The sequence below is a fragment of the Salmonella sp. FC25216 genome (assembly GCF_057751355.1).
Map to the genome: position 1 here is coordinate 328,583 of NZ_JBDGON010000003.1, position 22,056 is coordinate 350,638.

The 22,056-nt window shown below is 50.2% G+C and carries 17 protein-coding genes; 7 read left to right on the forward strand and 10 right to left on the reverse strand.

Translation table 11 applies throughout. The annotated features are described in order from the left end of the window. Nucleotide 1 precedes the first annotated feature (1 nt). The 5 genes from iraD to AC3G3F_RS07840 form a co-directional block, all read right to left on the reverse strand. Nucleotides 2–436 carry an anti-adapter protein IraD gene (gene iraD / locus AC3G3F_RS07820; RefSeq protein ID WP_070804389.1) on the reverse strand — a complete coding sequence of 145 codons (435 nt, stop codon included), beginning with the start codon at nt 434–436 and terminating at the stop codon, nt 2–4. Continuing rightward, nucleotides 436–912, reverse strand: coding sequence for an Hcp family type VI secretion system effector (locus AC3G3F_RS07825; protein WP_488394757.1), 477 nt, complete (start codon nt 910–912; stop codon nt 436–438). Before AC3G3F_RS07825 ends, iraD begins: the two co-directional genes overlap by 1 nt. Nucleotides 913–1,649: 737 nt before the next feature. Next, on the reverse strand, nt 1,650–2,573 hold the full coding sequence (locus tag AC3G3F_RS07830; RefSeq protein ID WP_053508179.1) for a polysaccharide deacetylase family protein: 924 nt from the start codon (nt 2,571–2,573) through the stop codon (nt 1,650–1,652). Between the two features lie 38 nt (nt 2,574–2,611). Then, the gene (locus AC3G3F_RS07835) at nt 2,612–3,490 is read right to left on the reverse strand and encodes a carbon-nitrogen hydrolase family protein (protein WP_023247078.1); all 879 of its coding nucleotides are present in this window, start codon (nt 3,488–3,490) and stop codon (nt 2,612–2,614) included. Nucleotides 3,491–3,804: 314 nt separating this feature from the next. Then, entirely contained in the window at nt 3,805–4,401 is a 597-nt protein-coding gene (locus tag AC3G3F_RS07840; protein WP_023247077.1) for a TetR/AcrR family transcriptional regulator, read from the reverse strand. Between the two features lie 372 nt (nt 4,402–4,773). Here AC3G3F_RS07840 and uidA point away from each other — a divergent pair, with 372 nt between their 5' ends. From uidA to uidC, 3 genes are read left to right on the forward strand one after another with little or no spacing between them, the layout of a single operon-like run. Next, a complete protein-coding gene (gene uidA, locus AC3G3F_RS07845; protein WP_063390825.1) occupies nt 4,774–6,585 on the forward strand; it encodes a beta-glucuronidase in 1,812 nt (603 codons plus the stop codon). Further along, the gene (gene uidB, locus AC3G3F_RS07850) at nt 6,582–7,955 is read left to right on the forward strand and encodes a glucuronide transporter (RefSeq protein ID WP_023248531.1); all 1,374 of its coding nucleotides are present in this window, start codon (nt 6,582–6,584) and stop codon (nt 7,953–7,955) included. The genes uidA and uidB overlap by 4 nt, the downstream gene beginning before the upstream one ends. A 35-nt stretch (nt 7,956–7,990) precedes the next feature. Continuing rightward, entirely contained in the window at nt 7,991–9,256 is a 1,266-nt protein-coding gene (gene uidC, locus AC3G3F_RS07855; protein ID WP_079813153.1) for a glucuronide uptake porin UidC, read from the forward strand. A gap of 78 nt (nt 9,257–9,334) precedes the next feature. Here uidC and AC3G3F_RS07860 read toward each other — a convergent pair whose 3' ends face one another. Further along, complete coding sequence (locus AC3G3F_RS07860; protein WP_023248533.1) at nt 9,335–10,639, reverse strand: MFS transporter; 1,305 nt, start codon at nt 10,637–10,639, stop codon at nt 9,335–9,337. Between the two features lie 405 nt (nt 10,640–11,044). On the opposite strand from AC3G3F_RS07860, the gene uxuA reads away from it, so the two are divergent. The 3 genes from uxuA (at nt 11,045) to uxaC (ending at nt 15,236) form a co-directional block, all read left to right on the forward strand. Then, nucleotides 11,045–12,229 carry a mannonate dehydratase gene (uxuA, locus tag AC3G3F_RS07865; protein ID WP_023248535.1) on the forward strand — a complete coding sequence of 395 codons (1,185 nt, stop codon included), beginning with the start codon at nt 11,045–11,047 and terminating at the stop codon, nt 12,227–12,229. Nucleotides 12,230–12,339: 110 nt separating this feature from the next. Continuing rightward, entirely contained in the window at nt 12,340–13,812 is a 1,473-nt protein-coding gene (locus AC3G3F_RS07870; protein WP_079817064.1) for a fructuronate reductase, read from the forward strand. 11 nt (nt 13,813–13,823) lie between these two features. Then, nucleotides 13,824–15,236, forward strand: a complete 1,413-nt coding sequence (gene uxaC / locus AC3G3F_RS07875) for a glucuronate isomerase (protein ID WP_023248537.1) — start codon at nt 13,824–13,826, stop codon at nt 15,234–15,236. A gap of 296 nt (nt 15,237–15,532) precedes the next feature. On the opposite strand, the gene AC3G3F_RS07880 is transcribed toward uxaC, so the two are convergent. Together AC3G3F_RS07880 and gss are read right to left on the reverse strand one after the other, a co-directional pair. Further along, nucleotides 15,533–16,588, reverse strand: a complete 1,056-nt coding sequence (locus AC3G3F_RS07880) for a methyl-accepting chemotaxis protein (protein ID WP_023248538.1) — start codon at nt 16,586–16,588, stop codon at nt 15,533–15,535. 669 nt (nt 16,589–17,257) lie between these two features. Continuing rightward, complete coding sequence (gene gss, locus AC3G3F_RS07885; protein ID WP_053508190.1) at nt 17,258–19,114, reverse strand: bifunctional glutathionylspermidine amidase/synthase; 1,857 nt, start codon at nt 19,112–19,114, stop codon at nt 17,258–17,260. A 227-nt stretch (nt 19,115–19,341) separates the two neighbouring features. Here gss and yghU point away from each other — a divergent pair, with 227 nt between their 5' ends. Next, nucleotides 19,342–20,208 carry a glutathione-dependent disulfide-bond oxidoreductase gene (yghU, locus tag AC3G3F_RS07890; protein WP_063390826.1) on the forward strand — a complete coding sequence of 289 codons (867 nt, stop codon included), beginning with the start codon at nt 19,342–19,344 and terminating at the stop codon, nt 20,206–20,208. A 96-nt stretch (nt 20,209–20,304) separates the two neighbouring features. On the opposite strand, the gene AC3G3F_RS07895 is transcribed toward yghU, so the two are convergent. Both AC3G3F_RS07895 and AC3G3F_RS07900 read right to left on the reverse strand, forming a co-directional pair. Beyond that, nucleotides 20,305–20,985: a molybdate ABC transporter substrate-binding protein gene (locus tag AC3G3F_RS07895; protein WP_053508195.1), complete on the reverse strand. Its 681-nt coding sequence runs from the start codon at nt 20,983–20,985 to the stop codon at nt 20,305–20,307. Beyond that, entirely contained in the window at nt 20,985–22,037 is a 1,053-nt protein-coding gene (locus AC3G3F_RS07900; protein WP_053528744.1) for an ABC transporter substrate-binding protein, read from the reverse strand. The genes AC3G3F_RS07895 and AC3G3F_RS07900 overlap by 1 nt, the downstream gene beginning before the upstream one ends. Nucleotides 22,038–22,056: the final 19 nt, after the last annotated feature.

Sequence of the window (22,056 nt, forward strand, 5' to 3'; positions counted from 1 at the left end):
TTTATTGCTTGTGGGTAATGTTAAACGCCCGGCCCGGCGTTCCTTCCTGCGTTAACTCGCGCCATCTACCGTTAGAGTAGGCTATCTCCAGCCTTAACGGTTCAGGCTCATCCTGTAACATCGCTTCCAAAGACAACGCCAGCGTCTGATGATGGGCATCTTTTACACTGACTTTCAGCATGTTGATTCTCGGTTCATAACGTAAAATAGCAGCGCGAAGTTCACGGCAAAACCAGTTGAGAACCCGTTTATCACCCACATTTACCTCGTGCCATTCCGGCATACCCCGAGTGAGCAGCGGCGGTAACGTCTCGCCACCTGCCACAGCGCAAGAATTGAATAAACACATTAACTTGCGGCGTACCAATTCATGTGGGCTTATCCCCTCAACCAAGAGCCTGTCGAATAGCGCGACCGGAATGGCTGGCGTCATCATCATTTCTGGTCCATCGCCAGATCCCATACTGACGATCTGGACTCCTGTTGAGCGCCGTCTGATTTCTCGGCAGTGATTTGCCATTCGATTTTCGTGAAGTTCAGCGACATCGTTTCCACCGGCTTACCGCCGCCGCCGCTAACACTGAGTTGTGATATCAGCGCGTTTGTCAGGGTATAAACGATAAACGGCCGCATCTTGCCATCGTCATTGCGGCACAACGTCAGCACCGCTTTTCTAATTAGCCTCCCGCTACAGCAGTACTCATTGAGCACAGGCGTGGAGAGGTCGACAAATTTGGTGAGCGACATTTCACCAACATGCGCGCGCCCGGAAGTCCGCTCGGCGAGGCTAACATCGTTACTTACCTGCATTGCCACATTGTGACTATAAGACATGATCTCTATCTGATCTTCAAAGCCTTCAGCCTGGCTTTCGCCTTTGATATTGTCGAGCTTTAAAAAAATCGCATCCATGATTTATCTCCTTGTTGATCAGGTGGCAGTTCAGCGGCCAGACGAATACAGGCGGCTAACTCTTGTCACTCTCATTAAAAGCGCAGCGACCAAAAAACACAGCGTGAAAAGCGTCAGGTTTACAGAGGTTTTGCTAACGTTTACCCGCGTCTAATGAACGTTATTCCGCCGATTGCAACGTCAAAGATGATTTTGACCCACAGTGGCCAAATACAATTGAGGTTATACTGAATGCTCTCTGCCATATTCAATCCCTTTTATCGCAAAGTATCCCTGGCGCCGGTATCACAGCGTCGTTATTCAAAAATCGACATTTCAGAATAATAACCAGCCATATATAAAAAACACATCAAAAAACAAATATCAACTTAATTTTTACTTATTCAATAAAAAACCGCCAAATTGACTCACATCAATTAACACATGCAAAATATTAAAAATCAAAGCGTTAAATAAAACTTAATCACTATGGAAATTTTATTTTTCTGAATATTCACATTATGAATGTTATTTTCTTAATTTTTTATTTTACTGCATACACTAAAAAATGATTTAAATCAAAAAACAAATCATTCCAGTTAATTAACGCTTTTACTGAAATAAAAAAGAATTTTATACGCCTCAGGATAGCAGCCCTTTCTGATGGACAATATTAATTAACGAGCGAGCAAACAGACAACTTCTGTCCGGGTAATCCGTTACCCGGCTGATATTATTAACATTGTCATGAGGCGGTATCATTTACCAGGCCAGCCATAATCATCCGGAACCGGCGCTACGCCACGAACATCAGGACGGAGCATTTTTTGACGATCTTCTTCATCATCCACCCACACACGGGCTATCTCTTCACAGGTTGCAAACCATACGCCATCATGCCCTTTAATATGTTCAATCAAACGTGACAACATCATCATATGATGCCCATGACCGATTATCTGCGGATGAAGAGCCATCGCATATAAACCTTTTTCCTGATGGTTATAAGCATAGGTAAAAATATCCTTCCAGCGTCGCAGAACACCATCAGTATCGCTCATCCCCTCCTGGTTGCCGGTATACGCCAGTGCGGGAAAGTCATCCAGATACCAACTGACAGGAATTTCCAGAATCGCGCTAGCTGGGCCTGCGATATTTCCCGTCTCCCAATTCACCTGCCAACGCTGAGGATGGTAAGGCACAAGATCTCTCGCCATCAGGCTACTGTCATATATAAAACCGGCTTCCTCCAGAAGATCCAGCGTATTCTCGCTATAATCCCAATAGGGAGAACGATATCCCGCAGGACGTATGCCGAAATGTCTTTTATAACAGGCGAATGCCAGATCCATAAGTCGGCGTTCTGTGTCACGATTCACCAGCGTCGGGTTTTCATGATAGTAGCCATGGTGAGCGATTTCATGCCCGGCATCAAAAATCGCTTTACTGATTTCCGGGAAGGTGTCGACAGAGTGTCCGGGAATAAAAAAGGTGGTTCTGATATTATTTTCTTTGAACAATTTCAGAAGCCTCGGCACGCCAACTTGCGCACCAAACTCCCCGCGTGACATAAAGGATGGCGATGGTCGATTAAATCCGCCAAGCCATAAAGACTGAGCATCAACATCGACACCAAGATTAACCGCAATCCTTTTACCCTCAGGTAATTTTAAATATCCCATAACGACCTCCAGTTAATACATAGAAGGGACACATTTTGTTATTTAATGTGTGATGGCCAGATATTGTATATGCCTGCTTTTCTGCGTCTGTCCTTGAACGTTGTTGCTGCTCCCTCAAGTCTATTTTCATATAGAATATCGAGGTTAATTTCTCCTGAGATGACATCCTCTTTATTGACGTGCGCCTCTGCAATAATACCTTGTGGATTTTTCCACACGACATCACAGGGGCTTAAAATTGAACTTCGGGCCCAGCAGGCAGGCAATGGTCCGCCAGGATTTCCGCCCAGGCAACAGTGGACAAGGTAAATTTGATTTTCAATACAACGTGAATGGCAACAATGCCTGACTCGCCAAAATCCCTGTTCAGTAAACGTGGCGGAAGGCGTTAAAATTAACTCCACGCCCTGCTCCGCCAGTGTCGCGGCACACTCCGGAATTTCTGCTTCATAGCAAATATTAAAACCCACTCTGGCAAATGGCAGTTGAAAAACAGCCATTTTATCGCCTTCCTGAGTATACCAGCCACGTTCAGCCGGGAAGATATGCGTCTTACTGTGGGAATAATGTTCACCATCGGGTCCCCATATATGCGCAACATTTTCATATCGATCTGCCCCGGTCTGCTCCAGATGAGAGCCGGCAACGATAAACTGTCCTCTTTCTTTCGCTTCCTGTTGAAAAAGCTGCTTATAGGCATCCGTGAACTGTTCAATTAAAATAAGGTGTGAAATTGGTCTTTCTTGCCATTTTTTCAATAGTGTGAATAATTCAATGGTAAATAGTTCCGGGAAGATAACGACATCAGCACCCTTACTTTTATTAAGGAGTGCTCTTACCTTTGTTATGAAATCTTCAAAAGTGTTTATTTCAGTAACAATATACTGACAGGCTGAAACAGTAAAATTGCGTGTCATCGTGATATCCCCGACATGAAATTTAAACCCAAATTAACGTATAGTGTATAGAGGATATTATGGAATAAGCATTTCAACGTCAGGCTATTTTTTGTGAGGCTGCGCAAAATTTATGGAGTAAAAAAGTAGAAGTATTGAGCCTTTATTTACATAAAGGGTACGTTATCGATTAACGCAGCGAGTTAGAGAATCGATAAAAATCCTGGCGGAAAACAATAACCCTTACCACAATATTATTTTCAGCATCTGAAAATAACCAGGCAAACTAAATGATAACGCGCTCGTATAAAACGAACGCGTATTTTTGCCGACAACTAGCTTGCAGAGTTGCATTTTAGTAGCCCGGTTAACATAGTTCTTAACGTCGTCGCAAAACTGACGTGCCGGGCATTCTCAGCAGAGCTGCTATCCGATAAAACACCATATGTGGTAGCTAATAATAGCCTTGCCGCCATTTCTTTATCCACATCGGCGCCAATTTCCCCCTTCGCCTGCGCATCGTTAAAACGTGCAACCAGCGAGGCGATAATGGTGTGGTATTTATTGGTTAGCATTTCCGCGACCTGAGGATTACGCATCCCTTCAGCCATAATCTCTACGACCAACGCCCGCTGCGCGTAGTCTTCACGCGTGACGGCAATAGTTGACTCCACCAGATAATCCACCAGCCCAACGCCTTCCAGCGGCTCACGAAAATGGGTTAGTGCTCTTTCCTGATCTTCTAAAATAATGGCTTCAATCAGGGCCTCTTTAGAAGGGAAGTGATGATAGAGTGTGCCGGGGCTCATGTCGCTGGCCTTACAGATCGTTTTCATTGATGTACTGTGAAAACCGTTTTCAGCAAAACACTGCCTGGCGGCGCGTAAAATTCGCATCCGCGTCGGTAGTGGTTCGGTAAGTTTATTCTCCATTACGTTGACCCATTTTTCACTCTGCGTGGTGGCAGTGTACCCGGGCGCACTTCAGGCGCCTACTCTTCATCCTATTTTCTTTGATCCTCATGATATCCCTCCCGCCCCCCCCCTCACTTCCTGTATAAAAAACAACAGAACGAACGTTCGATTGAACATTTTTTGCCATATGTCAACGGATGAAAATGGTTTTATGTGACAAAAGACACAAAAATCAGGTTGCAATCCTGCTTTTTTTGATCCGCCTTAAGATCCTTCCTTTCTGCATTTTCCCTCTCGATCGCTGCGTGATAACTATTGCCCCAGACAACTGGTTAACTTGTTTTTATTGCTGGTTGACCAATGGAATTCATCAGGATTAAGGAGTAAACAATGTTACGTCCCGTAGAAACCCAGAGCCGCGAAATCAAAAAACTTGATGGACTGTGGTCGTTTTGCACGGATGCAGACGATTGCGGTATCGCGCAACAATGGTGGCGACAACCGCTCCCCCAAAGCCGCGCCATCGCCGTACCGGGTAGTTATAACGATCAGTTTGCCGATGCAGAGATCCGCAACTATGTCGGCAATGTCTGGTATCAGCTCAACGTCCGCATCCCCAAAGGCTGGGAGCATCAACGCATCGTTCTACGTTTTGATGCCGTCACGCATTATGGAAAGGTATGGGTAAATGACCACGCAGTGATGGAACATCAGGGAGGCTATACGCCTTTCGAAGCGGATATCAGCCACCTGGCGGCAGCCGGAGAGAGCATACGTATCACGGTATGCGTCAATAACGAGCTGAGCTGGCAGACTATCCCTCCGGGGGTGGTGACCCGTGATGAAACGGGGAAAAGGCAGCAATCATACTTCCATGATTTCTTTAATTACGCCGGTATCCACCGTAGCGTCATGCTCTACACCACGCCAAAAACGTTTGTTCAGGATATTACGGTGACGACGGAGATTGCGAACGATCTCTCCCGGGCCACGCTGAGCTGGAGGGTGGAGGCCAACGGTGAAGTACGCGTAGAACTGCGGGATGCCGGGCAGCATATTGTCGCCTACGGCGAAGGGGCAAAGGGCGAATTACAGATAGCGGCGCCGCGCTTATGGCAACCGGGCGAAGGATACCTGTACGAGCTGCGGGTTATCGCACAGCATCAGGGCGAACGTGATGACTATCCGCTTCGGGTAGGAATCCGTAGCGTAGCGGTAAAAGGCGAACAGTTTCTGATAAATCATAAACCTTTTTATTTTACCGGCTTCGGTCGCCATGAAGATGCCGATCTACGAGGGAAAGGATTTGATAACGTGCTGATGGTACACGATCACGCGCTAATGTCGTGGATTGGCGCCAACTCTTATCGCACGTCGCACTATCCGTACGCCGAAGAGATGCTCGACTGGGCGGATGAGCATGGCATTGTCGTCATTGATGAAACCGCAGCCGTTGGTTTCAATCTCTCTTTAGGTATCGGCTTTGATTCCTGCGAAAAACCGAAGGCGCTATACAGCGAGGAAGGCGTCAATGATGAAACACAGCGGGCGCATCTCAAGGCTATTCAGGAATTGATCGCCCGTGATAAAAACCATCCCAGCGTGGTGATGTGGAGTATCGCGAATGAGCCGGATACCCGTCCAGAAGGCGCCAGAGACTATTTTGCGCCACTGGCGCAGGCCACGCGCGAACTGGACCCGACCCGCCCTATAACCTGCGTGAACGTCATGTTCTGTGATGTGGAAACCGACACCATCACCGACCTCTTCGATGTGGTATGCCTGAACCGCTATTACGGTTGGTATGTACAAAGCGGCGATCTTGCGAAAGCAGAAAAAGTGCTGGAGAAAGAGTTACTGGCCTGGCAGGAGAAACTCCACCGCCCCATCATCATGACGGAATATGGCGTCGATACGCTGGCAGGGCTGCATTCGGTGTACAGCGACATGTGGAGCGAAGAATACCAGTGCGCCTGGCTGGAGATGTATCACCGGGTATTCGATCGCGTAAGCGCCGTTGTCGGCGAGCAGGTCTGGAACTTTGCCGATTTCGCGACTTCACAGGGCATTATGCGCGTCGGCGGTAATCGAAAAGGGATTTTTACCCGCGACAGAAGACCAAAATCGGCGGCCTTTATACTGCAAAAACGCTGGACCGGTATGACCTTCGGCGAAAAGCCACAGCAGGGAGAGAAATCATGAACCAGCCGCTTTCCTGGCGCGCTATCGTAGGCTACAGCCTGGGTGATGTCGCCAATAATTTCGCCTTCGCCATGGGGGCGCTATTCCTGCTAAGTTATTACACCGACGTCGCAGGCGTCGGTGCCGCCGCTGCCGGTACGATGCTCTTACTGGTACGCATATTTGACGCCTTCGCCGATGTGGTGGCGGGACGCATAGTAGATAGCGTCAATACCCGCTGGGGGAAATTTCGCCCGTTCCTGCTGTTCGGATCGGCGCCGTTAATGCTGTTTAGCGTACTGGTCTTCTGCGTCCCGACAGAGTGGAGCCATAGCAGCAAAGTTATTTACGCATATCTCACCTATATGGGACTTGGGTTCTGCTATAGCATGGTCAATATTCCCTATGGATCGCTGGCGACGGCAATGACTCAGGAACCGCGTTCGCGCGCCCGTCTCGGCGCGGCGCGCAGTATTGCGGCCTCGCTAACGTTTGTCTGTCTGGCCTTCCTGATCGGGCCGCGTATTACTCATTCCAGCCCGACAGAAATGGCGTCGGTCTACCTCTTCTGGACCATTATCCTGGCCATTGCCGGTATGGCGCTGTATTTCATCTGTTTTAAATCTACCCGCGAAAACGTGGTGCGTATCGTCGCGCAGCCATCGTTAAAAATCAGTCTGCAAACGCTTAAACAGAACCGCCCGCTAATTATGCTTTGTACCGGCGCGCTATGCATTCTGATCTCGACCTTCGCCGTCAGCGCATCGTCACTGTTCTATGTACGCTATGTTTTGAATGATACCGCCCTTTTCTCGGTTATCGTGCTGGTACAAATGCTGGTAGGTTCTGTGGCGTCTGCACCTCTGGTTCCCCGTCTGGTAGCGAAGATAGGTAAGAAGAATACCTTCCTGGCGGGCGCCTTAATGGGCACCCTTGGGTATTTACTTTTCTTTTATATGTCTGACCATTCAGTGCCCGTGGCCTTAACCGCTCTGGCGATTGCCGCTATTGGCCAGGGGATCACCATGACGGTAATGTGGGCGCTGGAGGCGGATACCGTGGAGTACGGCGAATATCTCACGGGCGTGCGCATAGAAGGCCTGACTTACTCGCTATTTTCTTTTACCCGTAAATGCGGCCAGGCTATCGGCGGTTCTATTCCGGCCTTTATTCTTGGGTTAAGTGGTTATATCGCCAATCAGACGCAAACGCCGGAAGTCATTACCGGTATCCGGATGTCTATATCGCTCATACCGTGCGGCTTTATGTTACTGGCTTTTATTATTATTTGGTTTTACCCATTAACGGATAATAAATTTAAGGAGATTGTTCAGGAGATAGATAAACGAAAACAGTCACAGCAACAACTTATTAAAGATTTCAATAAATAGCTTTTCGATAACAATAATATACAACAGGTTAAACAATGAAAAAATTCGCGAAGATAGCGGCTATTCCGATAGCCGTGGCCGCGGCCTGTCCTTCTGCCCTGGCCCTACAAATTTCTGATGATGAGTCCGCCTTACGTTTTAGATTGAAAAATGAGTTACGAAGAGCTGATAAGCCCAGCGCGGGCGCCGGCAGAGATATTTATGCCTGGGTCCAGGGTGGGTTAATTGATTTTAATAGCGGCTATTATTCACAACGGATTGGCGTCGAGGGTAGCGCGTATTATGTTTATAAACTCGGTGCTCGCGATAATATGAGTACGCGCTGGTACTTAGACGGACACGAGAGTTTCGGCTATGTGCTTGGCGCAATAAAAATAAAGCCAACAGAAAATAGCCGCTTAAAAATAGGTCGTTTTGGCACCGATTATAGTTATGGCAGTCTCCCCTGGCGAATTCCGCTCATCGCCAGCAGCTCACAGCGCACGCTACCGACCGCTTCCGAAGGCGCGCTGGGCTACCTGGCGCTGACGCCAAATGTAGAGCTCTGGGCAATGTGGCGTACCCGCGTTTTTCAGTGGACAGACTCAACGACCGGTATTCGCAATGAAGGCGTCTACAACAGTAAAACGGGTCAATATGATCATCATCGTCCACGCGCATTTTTCGCCGCCAGTTGGCACGACGAGAACAGCCGCTATTCCATAGGCGGCTCGCAGCAAAACGATGTCTCCCGTCAGGTACAGGGTATCTTTGAAAAACGGATACCACTAGACGATGGTTATGCCCTGAAAGGCGAGCTGCTCGGTTTTTACGCCCGGCTGGAGGGGCTAAGCCGTTCATCCACCCAGCCTAATGAGACCGGGTTGGTTAGCGGTCAGTTTACCTGGAGCGCCCCCTGGGGCAGCCTGTTTGCCAGCGGCGGCTATCTGCAACACGCCATGAACGGCGCGGTGGTCGATACCGATATTGGTTATCCCTTCTCTTTAAGCCTCGATCGCAACCGGGAAGGCATGCAGTCCTGGCAGGCGGGCGTTAATTACCGTGTTACGCCACAGCTCACCATGACGTTCGCGCCTGTCGTCACGCGCGGTTATGAGTCCAGCCAGCGCGCTGTTCACATTAAGGGGTTGGGTCTGCTGGGAGCCATAAATTATCGTATTGAAGAGGGGCCGCTAGAGGGCATGAACATTTTTCTTGCCGCTGACAAAGGGCGCGAAAAACGCGACGGTAGCGCGCTGGGCGATCGCCTGAATTACTGGGATGTGAAAATGAGCATCCAGTATGATTTTATGCTCAGGTAAGATGAAGACGGCCACCCGAAGGTGGCCGTTAGAGCCTGGTAGCGCTTCGCTTATCAGGCCTATGAAACCGAGACAGCTTTAGCGGTGAGACGCCAGCGGCTGCTCCGTCATTTGCGGGTGGCGCTTTTCTGGATCTTTAATCAGTACCCACAGAATGATGGCGCCGATAATATCGAACAGACTTAGTGCAATGAAGAACGGGCCGTAACCGATAATAGCGACCAACGCCCCCATAAACAGGTTGAAGCTTAACTGTCCCAGCCATGCCGCAGATCCTGCCAGACCGGCAACCGTCGCGACCTCATTTTTCTTGAACAGATCAGCGCTCATGGTAATGACGACAGTAGAAAGCGTCTGGTGCGCAAAACCGCCAATACTCATCAATGCAATGGCGACGTATGGGTTAGTCGTAATGCTGACAAAACCGATCGAAATCATCAAAATAGCGCCGATGGTAAAGCTACAACGACGCGCATTAATTGTGGTCATGTGCATCTTTTCCATGAAGAACTTCGCCAGGAAACCGCCTGCAACGCAACCAAAGTCCGCCGCCAGGAACGGCAGCCAGGCAAACATGGCGATCTCTTTTAACGGCAGATGCATGACGTTAATCAGATACAGCGGCATCCAGAAACTCAGCGTTCCCCATGCCGGGTCAGCCAGAAAACGAGTGATCGCCAACGCCCAGAAATTACGCTTTTTAACGATCTCTTTAACGGCCGGTTTTTTGTTGTCATCCTGGAGATAGCTTTCCTGGCCGTCTTCGATATAACGCAGCTCTTTGTGGGTGATCCACGGGTGTTTGTTTGGCGAGTTATAAATCAGGAACCAGGTGATGGCGAACAGCACGCCGATACCACCAGTAATCACAAACGCCATTTCAGTACCGATGCCGCTATCAGCAAAGGTCAGCATCGCCCAGACTACCAGCGGCGGCGCCAGCATCGCGCCAATCGAGGTGCCGATATTAAACAAGCCCCCCGCAATACCACGTTCTTTCGTCGGGAACCATTCGGCGCTGGCTTTAATCCCGGCAGGAATCGCCGACGCTTCGGTTAGCCCCATCAGACCACGCAGAAATGCCAGGCTTATCCAGCCGCCAGCCAGCGCGTGCGCCATGTTGATCAGCGACCACAACAACGCAAAGATAAAGAAGCCGATTTTCAGTCCGATGACATCCATCAAATAGCCGGTGATCGGCTGCGCAATGGTGTAACAAAGCTGGAAGGCGCTCACCACCCAGGAATATTGTTGCTCATCAAAATGGAGTTCTTTCATCATCGCTGGCGCCGCAACGCTAAGCGAGCTACGGGACAGGTAGTTTACGATGGTCCCTACGCAGACCAGGCCGATAATCCACCATCTTAATTTTGTCATCTTCATGATAAAGCCTCGTTAAAAAACATTATCTCCACGCCGTCTGACCTGTAGCGGGAAAACTGAAATCACACAAATTGGTTGACCAATCAATATTTTCTCATCCGGACCGGTCAAAATCTGGCGGCAACACTCGCCATTAATATTTCTGAAATAAATACATCAACTCATTTCAAGTTGAATGGTGAATGCTTTTTACCCGGCAAAAATTGACACAGATCAAATAAATAAAATTGGCAGACCATAAATGATGATATTTGTGATTTGGTTAGCCAATTTAAATAATAAGGTTGACATGAGAAAAATTTTGGTTGAATTTAGGGGCCAGAACGGGTTTTACAAAGCACATTTCGGTGTTGGCTGGCAATGGGTCAACCACGAAGACGTTATCGCAAGAAGAGGAAACGAGATATGAAACAAACCTGGCGCTGGTACGGACCTAACGACCCGGTAACGCTGTCAGATGTACGCCAGGCTGGCGCAACCGGCGTGGTGACGGCGTTACACCATATCCCGAACGGCGAAATTTGGTCGGTAGACGAAATCCAGAAACGTAAAGCTATCGTTGAAGAGGCGGGTCTGGAGTGGTCTGTGGTAGAAAGCGTACCTATCCACGAAGACATCAAAACCCACACCGGTCAGTACGATTTATGGATCAAAAACTACCAGCAAACGCTGCGTAACCTGGCGCAATGCGGTATCTACACGGTTTGCTATAACTTTATGCCAGTGCTGGACTGGACACGTACGGATCTGGAATATGTATTGCCGGATGGTTCAAAAGCGTTGCGTTTTGACCAGATTGAATTCGCCGCGTTCGAACTGCATATCCTGAAGCGTCCGGGAGCAGAAGCCGACTATACGGCAGAAGAGATTGCTCAGGCAGATCAGCGTTTCGCCACCATGAGCGAGGAAGACAAAGCGCGTCTGACCCGCAACATTATTGCCGGTTTACCTGGCGCGGAAGAAGGCTATACGCTGGATCAGTTCCGTCAACACCTGGCGACGTATAAAGATATCGATAAAGCAAAACTGCGTGAACATTTCGCCTATTTCCTGAAAGCCATTATTCCGGTTGCCGACGAGGTTGGCGTGCGTATGGCCGTTCACCCTGACGATCCGCCGCGCCCTATTCTCGGCCTGCCGCGCATTGTCTCTACCATTGAAGACATGCAATGGATGGTAGACACCGTCAATAGCATGGCGAACGGTTTCACCATGTGTACAGGATCTTACGGCGTGCGCGCCGACAACGATCTGGTTGATATGATCAAACAATTTGGTCCGCGCATCTACTTTACGCATCTGCGCTCTACGCTGCGCGAAGAGAATCCGAAGACCTTCCACGAGGCCGCCCATTTACACGGCGATGTGGATATGTATGAAGTCGTTAAAGCGATTGTAGAAGAAGAGCACCGTCGTAAAGCCGAAGGTAGCGATGATCTGATCCCGATGCGCCCGGACCACGGTCATCAAATGCTGGACGATCTGAAGAAGAAAACGAATCCGGGTTATTCCGCCATTGGCCGTCTGAAAGGGCTTGCGGAAGTTCGCGGTGTCGAACTGGCTATCCAGCGCGCTTTCTTTAGCAAGTAACCTTCTCTCGCATGGCGCGACGCGTCATGCGATTTCCCCTACTCAATGCAATAGCAACATGCCTCGCCCCGGAGATCGTGGGCGAAGACGTCGAATGACAGGAGTTTGCAATGGAACAGAATATCGCCACCGCCCAGGTTTCCGTCGCCCGCCCAAACTGGGACAAATCACGTCTGGTATCCCGTATTGTGCATCTGGGCTGCGGCGCGTTTCACCGCGCGCACCAGGCGCTCTTTACCCATCATCTACTGGAAAAGAGCGACAGCGACTGGGGCATTTGTGAAGTAAACCTGATGCCGGGTAACGACGCGCGGCTGATCGCGAACCTGAAAGCGCAAAATCTGCTGTACACCGTTGCAGAACGCGGCGCAGAAAGCACCGAACTGAAAATTATCGGTTCAATGAAAGAAGCGCTGCACCCTGAATTCGACGGCCATGCAGGGATTCTGGCGGCAATGGCGCGCCCGGAAACCGCGATCGTCTCCTTAACCGTGACCGAAAAAGGCTACTGCACCGACCCCGCCAGCGGCGAGCTTGATGTCAATAACCCGCTGATCCAAAACGATCTTGCCCATCCACAGCAGCCTAAATCCGCCATTGGCTATATTGTCGAAGCGCTAAACATGCGCCGGGAGAAAGGACTGAAAGCCTTTACCGTGCTGTCGTGCGATAACGTGCGCGAGAATGGTCACGTCGCGAAGGCTGCCGTCCTCGGTCTGGCGAAAGCTCGTGATGCCGCCCTCGCCGCATGGATTGCCGACAATGTGACCTTCCCCTGCACCATGGTTGACCGCATTGTTCCGGCGGCGACCGAAGAGACGCTACAACTGGTTGCCGACCAGTTGGGCGTTTATGATCCCTGCGCTATCGCCTGCGAACCCTTCCGCCAGTGGGTCATCGAAGATAATTTTGTGAATGGCCGCCCGGATTGGGACACCGTCGGCGCGCAATTCGTTGCAGACGTCGTACCGTTTGAAATGATGAAGCTACGTATGCTTAACGGCAGTCACTCTTTCCTCGCTTATCTGGGTTATCTCGGCGGGTATGACACTATCGCCGATACCATGACCAACCCGGCTTACCGTCGCGCGGCGCTCGCGCTGATGCTTGATGAACAAGCACCGACGTTGTCGATGCCGGAAGGCACCGATCTGGAAGGATATGCGAATTTGTTGATTGCGCGTTTCACTAACCCCTCGTTGAAACACCGCACCTGGCAGATCGCGATGGATGGCAGTCAGAAACTGCCGCAGCGTCTGTTGGACCCGGTACGTCTGCACTTGCAACAAGGCGATGACTATCGCCGCCTGACGCTAGGCGTCGCCGGATGGATGCGTTACGTCGGCGGTGTGGATGAACAAGGTAAAACCATTGATGTCGTCGATCCGCTGCTCGCGCAGTATCAGGCGATTCATCAGCAATATCAGACGCCGGAAGAACGCGTACGCGGGCTACTAGCCATCGAGTCTATCTTTGGCAACGACCTGCCGAAGAATCGCGAATTTGTGCAAGCCGTTACCAACGCTTACCAACAGCTATTGCAGAACGGCGCGAAGGCCACAGTAGAAGCGCTGGGAGAGTAAGGAGATAAATCATGGCTACGTTTATGACTGAAGATTTTCTACTTAAAAACGACATTGCCCGCACGCTGTACCATAAATACGCCGCGCCCATGCCGATTTATGACTTCCACTGCCATTTAAGCCCGCAGGAAATCGCCGACGATCGCCGTTTCGATAACCTCGGTCAGATCTGGCTGGAAGGCGACCACTATAAATGGCGAGCGCTACGAAGCGCAGGCGTGGATGAGTCGCTGATCACCGGCAAAGAGACCAGCGATTATGAAAAATATATGGCCTGGGCCAATACCGTACCGAAAACGCTGGGTAATCCGCTGTATCACTGGACGCACCTTGAGCTACGCCGTCCATTTGGCATTACAGGCACGCTGTTCGGACCGGATACCGCGGAAAGTATCTGGACGCAGTGTAATGAGAAACTGGCGACGCCGGCCTTTTCCGCGCGCGGTATTATGCAGCAGATGAATGTGCGGATGGTCGGAACCACCGACGACCCGATAGATTCTCTGGTATATCACCGCCAGATAGCCGCCGACGATAGCATTGATATTGAAGTCGCGCCAAGCTGGCGCCCCGACAAAGCTTTCAAAATCGAACTGGACGGCTTTGTCGATTACCTGGGGAAACTGGAAGCGGCGGCAGATGTCAGCATTACCCGTTTCGACGATTTACGTCAGGCGCTCACTCGCCGTCTCGACCATTTCGCCGCCTGCGGCTGCCGCGCGTCCGATCATGGCATTGAAACGCTGCGATTTGCGCCGGTGCCCGACGACGCGCAGCTTGACGCCATTCTTGGCAAACGTCTGGCTGGCGAAACGCTGAGCGAACTTGAGATCGCCCAGTTTACCACGGCGGTGCTGGTCTGGCTGGGCCGTCAGTACGCCGCGCGCGGCTGGGTAATGCAGCTACATATTGGCGCGATCCGTAACAATAATACCCGTATGTTCCGCCTGCTGGGGCCGGATACCGGCTTTGACTCCATTGGCGATAATAACATTAGCTGGGCGCTCTCCCGTTTGCTCGACAGTATGGATGTGACCAATGAACTGCCCAAGACTATCCTCTATTGCCTGAACCCACGTGATAATGAAGTCCTGGCGACCATGATCGGTAACTTCCAGGGGCCGGGAATTGCCGGAAAAGTGCAGTTTGGTTCCGGCTGGTGGTTTAACGATCAGAAAGACGGGATGCTGCGCCAACTGGAGCAACTGTCGCAGATGGGACTGTTAAGTCAGTTTGTCGGGATGCTGACCGACTCCCGCAGTTTCCTTTCTTATACGCGACATGAATATTTCCGTCGTATTCTCTGTAACCTGCTGGGACAGTGGGCGCAGGACGGAGAGATTCCTGATGATGAAGCGATGCTAAGCCGTATGGTGCAGGATATCTGCTTCAATAATGCCCAGCGTTATTTCACGATTAAATAATCGCTATTAATCTGTGAGCACAGGTTTCAGGTATTTCGAGGGGCAGGAAGGCGGTAAGAAAGTGAGAAATTTATCAGTAACGAATTTTTCCAGCCATCTGGCCTCCGATAAAAAGCAAAGATGTCGCTGATTAATCCCGAATCACTTACTAAGGTAAGTGATTCGGGTGAACAAACACAGCCATCTTCTGCGTCATGCTTCTTTTCTCTGTTCGGAATAACTCGAGTGCAGAAAGTGTGATACCTCAGTCCTGTCGATGATGGCTCCTGTTAGCTATACGGCAATAACTCATGGCTTCACGGTGTGGTTTCTTTTAATAAATCGACAGCCAGCATTTCCAGTTGGTTAACAACTTCATTACTGGAACGCTCCATTCTGTCGAGTTCTTGCGACATCGCATTCATATCGCCTGCGGTAAAATAGTTCAGCGCAGAGTGACCAGCGGTATGCACCTCTTTATGTGGCGCTTCCAGACTACGGAAACTGTAGTAGTTGCTAAACTGCTGTCCTTCAAAACCGTAGTACCATTTCCCCAGCCGGCACTGATCGTGCATCGTTATTTTACTGTTTATGTCTTTATTTAAGAGTAACTTGTAGACTTCCATTTTCCAGATAACATGGTCAACTTTAACAATATTCAAAAACTGCACCGTAGAGATATACTGCATGACCGATTTCATGCTCAGCGATTTATCAATGACGATGCCAATAGACTCCACAATTTGATTTATATTAGTCGTAATATTATCAATAACTGGTTGTTGGTTATCCAGCACCTCACTCACTCTGGCCGTATTATCTTTGATTACAGAGGTTAGCGTACTAACGCTTTTCGAACTATGTTTAACATCTTCGGACAGGTTTTTCACTTCTTTCGAAATAACGCTAAAACCACGCCCGGCATCCCCTACACGCGCGGCCTCGATCGCGGAGTTAATCGCTATCAGGTTGGTCTGGTTAGCGATCTTCTGTATCTCTTTAATACACGCATTAATTTGCGTTAAGGAGGTATTTAAGTCGCCCATACGACAGCCAATATCCGATGAAGTCGTGCCAATTTCAGTGATGAATTCCACGAGCGATTTTAATGAACTTCTGGCTTTATCATTCTGTTCGTTAAGTTCATTAATGCGTTCTTTTTCAATGTTTAGCTGCTCACAGGACTTGATGATGGCATTACGAATGATATCGATCGTCGAGATCCCCATCAGAATTTTTTGGCACAGTATCCGCTCATAAGGCTCAGGAGTATCCATCACCACGTCAGACGCATTAGCGCCAGATTCTGCTGGCGGCGGTATTTTTACAACATTATTATTCCAGTGGCGCAAGCCTAATACTTTTTTAAACATATACCATTCTCCTTATTATATGTGGACATCCTGATCTATGCCTGGATAAAGTATTATCAACTCATGCTAACATAATGAAAAATCGGATGTCATCTGCCATAATCGTCCGTTCTATAGAATAAGACAAAACGTCCACTAAACTTAAATAATTACAGAGTAAATTATTCAACAATGCCATTAACAGCGATACTACAAGTAGCTTTACTTTACACAAAAATATCGCTTACAAGGCAAAAAAGGAGGCATAAATAATAATTAACAGCATTTATTTCTGTTTATTTACAGGTTTATCTAAGAATTACAGATAGGGTTTAAACACAAATTTTTGGAATAGAAAAATAACCTAACGTAAACTTTTTATATGACTAATAATGTCATTTGAACTCGTCAATATATTGTGTTGTCCGTTTATCAGCTAAACAGGCATGACCTAAATCCAAAGGGATGGGGGCGGCGTAATCGGCCGCAAAAAATACCGATTAGACGAAAATCAGGAAACGTATGCGCCAACGCGGCTAGCGTCGCCGCCTGCGCCAGAAAAGTTAAGAATAATTTGTGTTATTATTTCTCATATGTTACCAGTAAATGACGAGCTGATAGCCGTTCGTTGGTAAACACAGCAGGCGGGATATCGGCACCAACGCCGATATCCCGACGAGAATGACCCCGTTACGCTTTGATGACGATTAACGGTTCAATATCGCTCTCTTTTTTAATGACTAATGAATCATCGCCGCGCAGGCACGTACCGCCGTAGTTACCGCCCACGGTAAACGTACAGACCTGAATATACTTCCCGGCGACCTTCGGCAGGCACCACAACTGCTGATAGATATTTTTCTGCGTGGCGAACTTGCCGCTGGTTTTATCCAGGAGTTCTTCCTGATGGCTCACCAGATCAATATTACTACCGCAACGTCCGGCAATCGGTTTTACCGCATAGCCGGTCTGCACCAGCTCATCGTTAACGGTAAAATCCGTGTCGAGCAGATAGCGATGATGCGGGAAGAGCGACCACAGGATAGGCAGGATCGCTTTGTTACCCGGGATAACCGTCCACAGCGGTTCAAACACCAACACTTCCGGGCGCAGTAATACATCAATCAGCCGGACTTCATTTTCCGGGTGCCCGGTACGAATAGGCACTGCGGCGTACTCCGTCTCGCTGACTTCGCGTATCTGCTCCATCGCCGTTTCCCACGCCCAGGTTTTCCAGACACAATTAACCAGCCGTCCGTCGCCATCGATCAACTGCCCGGCTTCATCCCAACGCAACTCGCCCAGCCCGCGGAGAATTTTGCTCGCGAAACCGGCCTGATACAGCGCCTGCTGCATAAACTGCGCGTGATAGTCCTCCTCGATATCATCATCCTGCATGATATGGACAAAAGGACGCGCTTTACTGTGTTTCCAGGCACCTGCCAGCTCATTAATTAAGCCCTCCGCCGGGTTATGCCCCTTACCGGTATAGCCCTGCTCAGCCCATTTTTCGAGAATTAATCCCGCTTCGGTATGGCATGATGCGGAATCGGCATTGTATTCATAGACTTTCAGCCCACGTTCATCCATGCAGAAATCCATACGACCGGTGATCATATGATGACGACGGCGCTGCCAGGAGAGACGCAGGCGCGGCCAAAGAATTTTAGGGATATCGAATAGCGCCAGCAGATTATCGTCTTTTAAGACTTTGTCTGTGGCGTGCAGGTACATCAAATGCAACTCATTGGTCGCTTTGATAAGCTCCTGTTCGGCGCTCTCGGTGATCGTAAAATACTGGTACGGGTCCTGATTGATAACGTGTCCGTTCGCCTGTACATAGGCTTTTTGTAACGGATCGCGCTCATCCAGCCACTGACCGTCAAACTGACCTTTCTCTGGCAGCCTTGCGCCGCGAATCGCCAGCGACTGATTAGCGATGTCAGGCTGTGACAAACTGTATTGCGTGTCGTCGGTCTGGATCATCCAGCCTAAAATCGTCGTGTCATCAAAAGTGTCGCGCAGGGTGTAACACCCGTTTTCTACTACCATTTCCAGTTCGCGAGTCCATTGCTGCCCTGGCGGCAATGGCGTGTGGACAACGTTTTGCTCAGCAATACGAATTTTGTTATCCAGGAGTTGGGTGATAATCGCGACGTGACCGGTTTCGTTAAACTCGCCGCCCTTTTGCCAGATGAGCAGCGCCCCGGCCTCCGGCGCGCGCGGCGAACCGTTCGGGAAGGCCTGCAATGGCAAAATATTGTCATTCACGACCTCGCGCAGAAAACGCAGCGAGAAGATTTCCCAGGCCATGCCAACGTCAGTAAAAACAACGCCATAATTCAGAAAGAGAAAACGGCGGGCAAATTCCACGCACTGCCATTTATGCCCCATGTATTCATCGTCGATGTAGCTACGAAAAGCTGCGTCGTCGTCGTCCCGCGGATCGAGGGAACTGTAATCTGAAGAGTAGATCGCTACGCCGCCGGGGGCATAGCCCAATAATGTCCCGAAGGGGGCATCCTGACTGGTGGTTCCTTTGCTCATGCACCTTACCTCAAAACAATACCGCCTGAGCAGCCTGGCGTGATTTCGCTCTGATTGTCTGCTCTGTGACACTAACCGGACAGAGGTCGACATAATCATACACCTCAATAAGGCACACTGAGGCCAGAAGGTTAAAATTTCACTCGCCGGAATGTCCCAATCGGTTAAATGTCCGGTTAGCAAACTGCTACACTGCTTCAACACCACCACTCTGAAGGCAGGTCAATATGGCAGATAATACTTATCAACCCGCAAAAGTCTGGACGTGGGATAAATCCGGCGGCGGCGCGTTCGCTAACATTAATCGCCCGGTTTCCGGCCCGACGCACGACAAAACGCTGCCCGTCGGCAAACATCCGTTACAGCTCTACTCGCTGGGAACGCCTAACGGCCAGAAAGTGACCATTATGCTGGAAGAACTCCTGGCACAGGGTGTAAGCGGCACCGAATATGACGCCTGGTTGATTCGCATCGGTGAGGGCGATCAGTTCTCCAGCGGCTTTGTTGACATCAATCCGAACTCAAAAATCCCAGCGCTGCGCGATAACTCACACAACCCGCCAATTCGGGTTTTTGAGTCGGGCGCGATTCTTGTTTATCTGGCGGATAAGTTTGGCCATTTCCTGCCGCAGGATCTGGCTAAGCGCACAGAAACCCTTAACTGGTTGTTCTGGCTACAGGGCGCGGCGCCGTTTCTCGGCGGCGGTTTCGGTCATTTCTATCATTATGCGCCGGTAAAAATTGAGTACGCCATTAATCGCTTCACCATGGAAGCCAAGCGTCTGCTGGACGTGCTGGATAAGCAGTTAGCTCACAACCCGTATGTCGCGGGAGAGGAGTACACCATTGCCGATATGGCAATCTGGCCGTGGTTTGGCAACGTGGTGCTGGGGAATGTCTATGATGCAGCGGAGTTTCTGGATGCCGGCAGTTATCAAAACGTGCAACGCTGGGCGAAACAAGTAGCCGAACGTCCGGCGGTAAAGCGGGGGCGCATCGTCAACCGGACCAACGGACCGTTGAACGAACAGCTTCACGAACGCCATGACGCCAGCGACTTTGATACCAATACCGAAGACAAACGTCAGAGCTAAGCCATGATGCCGGATCAGATTTTAATGTCGCCATCCGGCATTGTATTGCCTGATAGCCTTCGCTTATCAACCCTGCGCGTTTGTGATATTCGGCGTTTAACTAAACCCATGTTGCATGAGAATTAACCTCGCTCGTGGCGACAGCAAAAAGTCGGCAAGCGTTTTTCCCTGCTCGCTCAGGCAGGCAAAGCCATATTCAGCCACGGGATTATAAGGTTCCGGGATATCAACCACTCGCAGCGAATTAACCCGCCGCAGACGGGGAGCATAGCTGGCATAGCCGATAAAGATATCGGTGTAATCATGATTGATGAGCCATTCCGCCGCCAGCCGGCCCGCCGGTAACGGCAAAGTCTGCCTGCCGCCAACCAACGCTACCGCGCGTTTTCGGACCACTTCGCCCTCGTTGCCCATACGCGAAAAAAGCTGCTGCGTATAATCGCCGGAAGGATCGCAACCTGCTGTTGATGTACCGATCCGCAGATCCCGCCGGGTTAATAGCGACAGCCAGTCCTCGCCTTCACGCATCGCCTGCGCCCGCACGCTCAGACACAAACGGTTCGTCGTAAAACGCGCGATCCGCAGCGCCCGCCCGGTCTCCAGCAGCGCCTGCGGATGCGCCAGGTTCGCCGAAGCAAAAAAGTCGCACGCTTCGCCCGCTTCGATACGTTCACGTAACAGCCCCGCCGGACCGAAATCACATACCGCATCCGCCTGAAACGCTGCCATTAGCTGCGGCCAGACGGCACGCAAACTCCCCGCTGCCAGTATTCGCATCACTGGACGCCCTGATAGTCAGTACGGTAAAAACGTTGATACCAGTCGTTAGCAGCCTTTTGCATGTCAATATCGTGGAATTTTTCCGGATAGAGCTTTTTCGCCATCCACAGTTCGCCGATTCCCACCGCCTCCGGCATCGGATATCCCCAGGCTTTGGCATAATCCGGCATCAGGTAAACCCGATGATACTTCACCGCGTCAATGACCTGCCACTGGGGACTTTGCAGGATCTCATTGACGACCTTTGGATAGCGATTCTGGACAAAGATCACCTGCGGATCCCAGGCGATCACCTGCTCCAGTGTTATCTGCTTAAACCCCTTCACGGTGGATGCCGCCACATTGAGCGCCCCCGCATGGGCCATCATCAGACCGGTATATTTACCGGAACCGTAAGTGGTCAGTTCCGGATTCGCCATATAGGCGCGAACCCGCTTATTTTCAGGAACCGACTGCAAACGGTCACTGACCATCTTGCGACCTTTCTCCATCGCCTCAATCAGCGCTTTCGCCTCCTGCGGTTTATTGACGATATCGCCAATCAGCGCGATTCCTTCACGCAGTCCGCGATCGTAAGCCTGCTCCTCATCCGCTATGGTCGGGTTCATTTTAGCCTGCTCGCCAGCAACATCATGGCGCAGCGAAATCGCCACCACCGGAATACCAAGACGGCTGATCTTGTCGATCATCTCCTGCGGAGCGTAATTCGTGACAAACACCACCTGCGGGTGCAGCGCCACCAGTTTTTCAGGATCAACGTGCGTTAGATCGCCCAGCGAGGCTTTTTGCGCCAGTTCCGGCGCCAGACGCGCATAGCCGTCGCCTAATTGCTGTTTCCAGTTCGCCATGACCCCAACGATTTTGTCAGTGGCATTCATTTGTACAAGGAGATTGAGCGTTTGATGCTGGAGCACCACCACTCTGTCCACGGTATCCGGAACCGTGACCTGGCGGCCAATTTGATCGGTAAAAGTACGCGCCGCCTGTGACATTAACGGCCAGCAAAAAAGCAACGCCAGCAGAGAGAGCTGGCGCAAAGATTTATTCATAGGTTTCGCCCCACAATCG

What these genes read in the sequence shown, in the direction of transcription:
- iraD (WP_070804389.1), bottom strand. Translation starts at nt 436, where the DNA reads ATGATGACGCCAGCCATTCCGGTCGCGCTATTCGACAGGCTCTTGGTT.
- AC3G3F_RS07825 (WP_488394757.1), bottom strand. Translation starts at nt 912, where the DNA reads ATGGATGCGATTTTTTTAAAGCTCGACAATATCAAAGGCGAAAGCCAG.
- AC3G3F_RS07830 (WP_053508179.1), bottom strand. Translation starts at nt 2,573, where the DNA reads ATGGGATATTTAAAATTACCTGAGGGTAAAAGGATTGCGGTTAATCTT.
- AC3G3F_RS07835 (WP_023247078.1), bottom strand. Translation starts at nt 3,490, where the DNA reads ATGACACGCAATTTTACTGTTTCAGCCTGTCAGTATATTGTTACTGAA.
- AC3G3F_RS07840 (WP_023247077.1), bottom strand. Translation starts at nt 4,401, where the DNA reads ATGGAGAATAAACTTACCGAACCACTACCGACGCGGATGCGAATTTTA.
- uidA (WP_063390825.1), top strand. Translation starts at nt 4,774, where the DNA reads ATGTTACGTCCCGTAGAAACCCAGAGCCGCGAAATCAAAAAACTTGAT.
- uidB (WP_023248531.1), top strand. Translation starts at nt 6,582, where the DNA reads ATGAACCAGCCGCTTTCCTGGCGCGCTATCGTAGGCTACAGCCTGGGT.
- uidC (WP_079813153.1), top strand. Translation starts at nt 7,991, where the DNA reads ATGAAAAAATTCGCGAAGATAGCGGCTATTCCGATAGCCGTGGCCGCG.
- AC3G3F_RS07860 (WP_023248533.1), bottom strand. Translation starts at nt 10,639, where the DNA reads ATGAAGATGACAAAATTAAGATGGTGGATTATCGGCCTGGTCTGCGTA.
- uxuA (WP_023248535.1), top strand. Translation starts at nt 11,045, where the DNA reads ATGAAACAAACCTGGCGCTGGTACGGACCTAACGACCCGGTAACGCTG.
- AC3G3F_RS07870 (WP_079817064.1), top strand. Translation starts at nt 12,340, where the DNA reads ATGGAACAGAATATCGCCACCGCCCAGGTTTCCGTCGCCCGCCCAAAC.
- uxaC (WP_023248537.1), top strand. Translation starts at nt 13,824, where the DNA reads ATGGCTACGTTTATGACTGAAGATTTTCTACTTAAAAACGACATTGCC.
- AC3G3F_RS07880 (WP_023248538.1), bottom strand. Translation starts at nt 16,588, where the DNA reads ATGTTTAAAAAAGTATTAGGCTTGCGCCACTGGAATAATAATGTTGTA.
- gss (WP_053508190.1), bottom strand. Translation starts at nt 19,114, where the DNA reads ATGAGCAAAGGAACCACCAGTCAGGATGCCCCCTTCGGGACATTATTG.
- yghU (WP_063390826.1), top strand. Translation starts at nt 19,342, where the DNA reads ATGGCAGATAATACTTATCAACCCGCAAAAGTCTGGACGTGGGATAAA.
- AC3G3F_RS07895 (WP_053508195.1), bottom strand. Translation starts at nt 20,985, where the DNA reads ATGCGAATACTGGCAGCGGGGAGTTTGCGTGCCGTCTGGCCGCAGCTA.
- AC3G3F_RS07900 (WP_053528744.1), bottom strand. Translation starts at nt 22,037, where the DNA reads ATGAATAAATCTTTGCGCCAGCTCTCTCTGCTGGCGTTGCTTTTTTGC.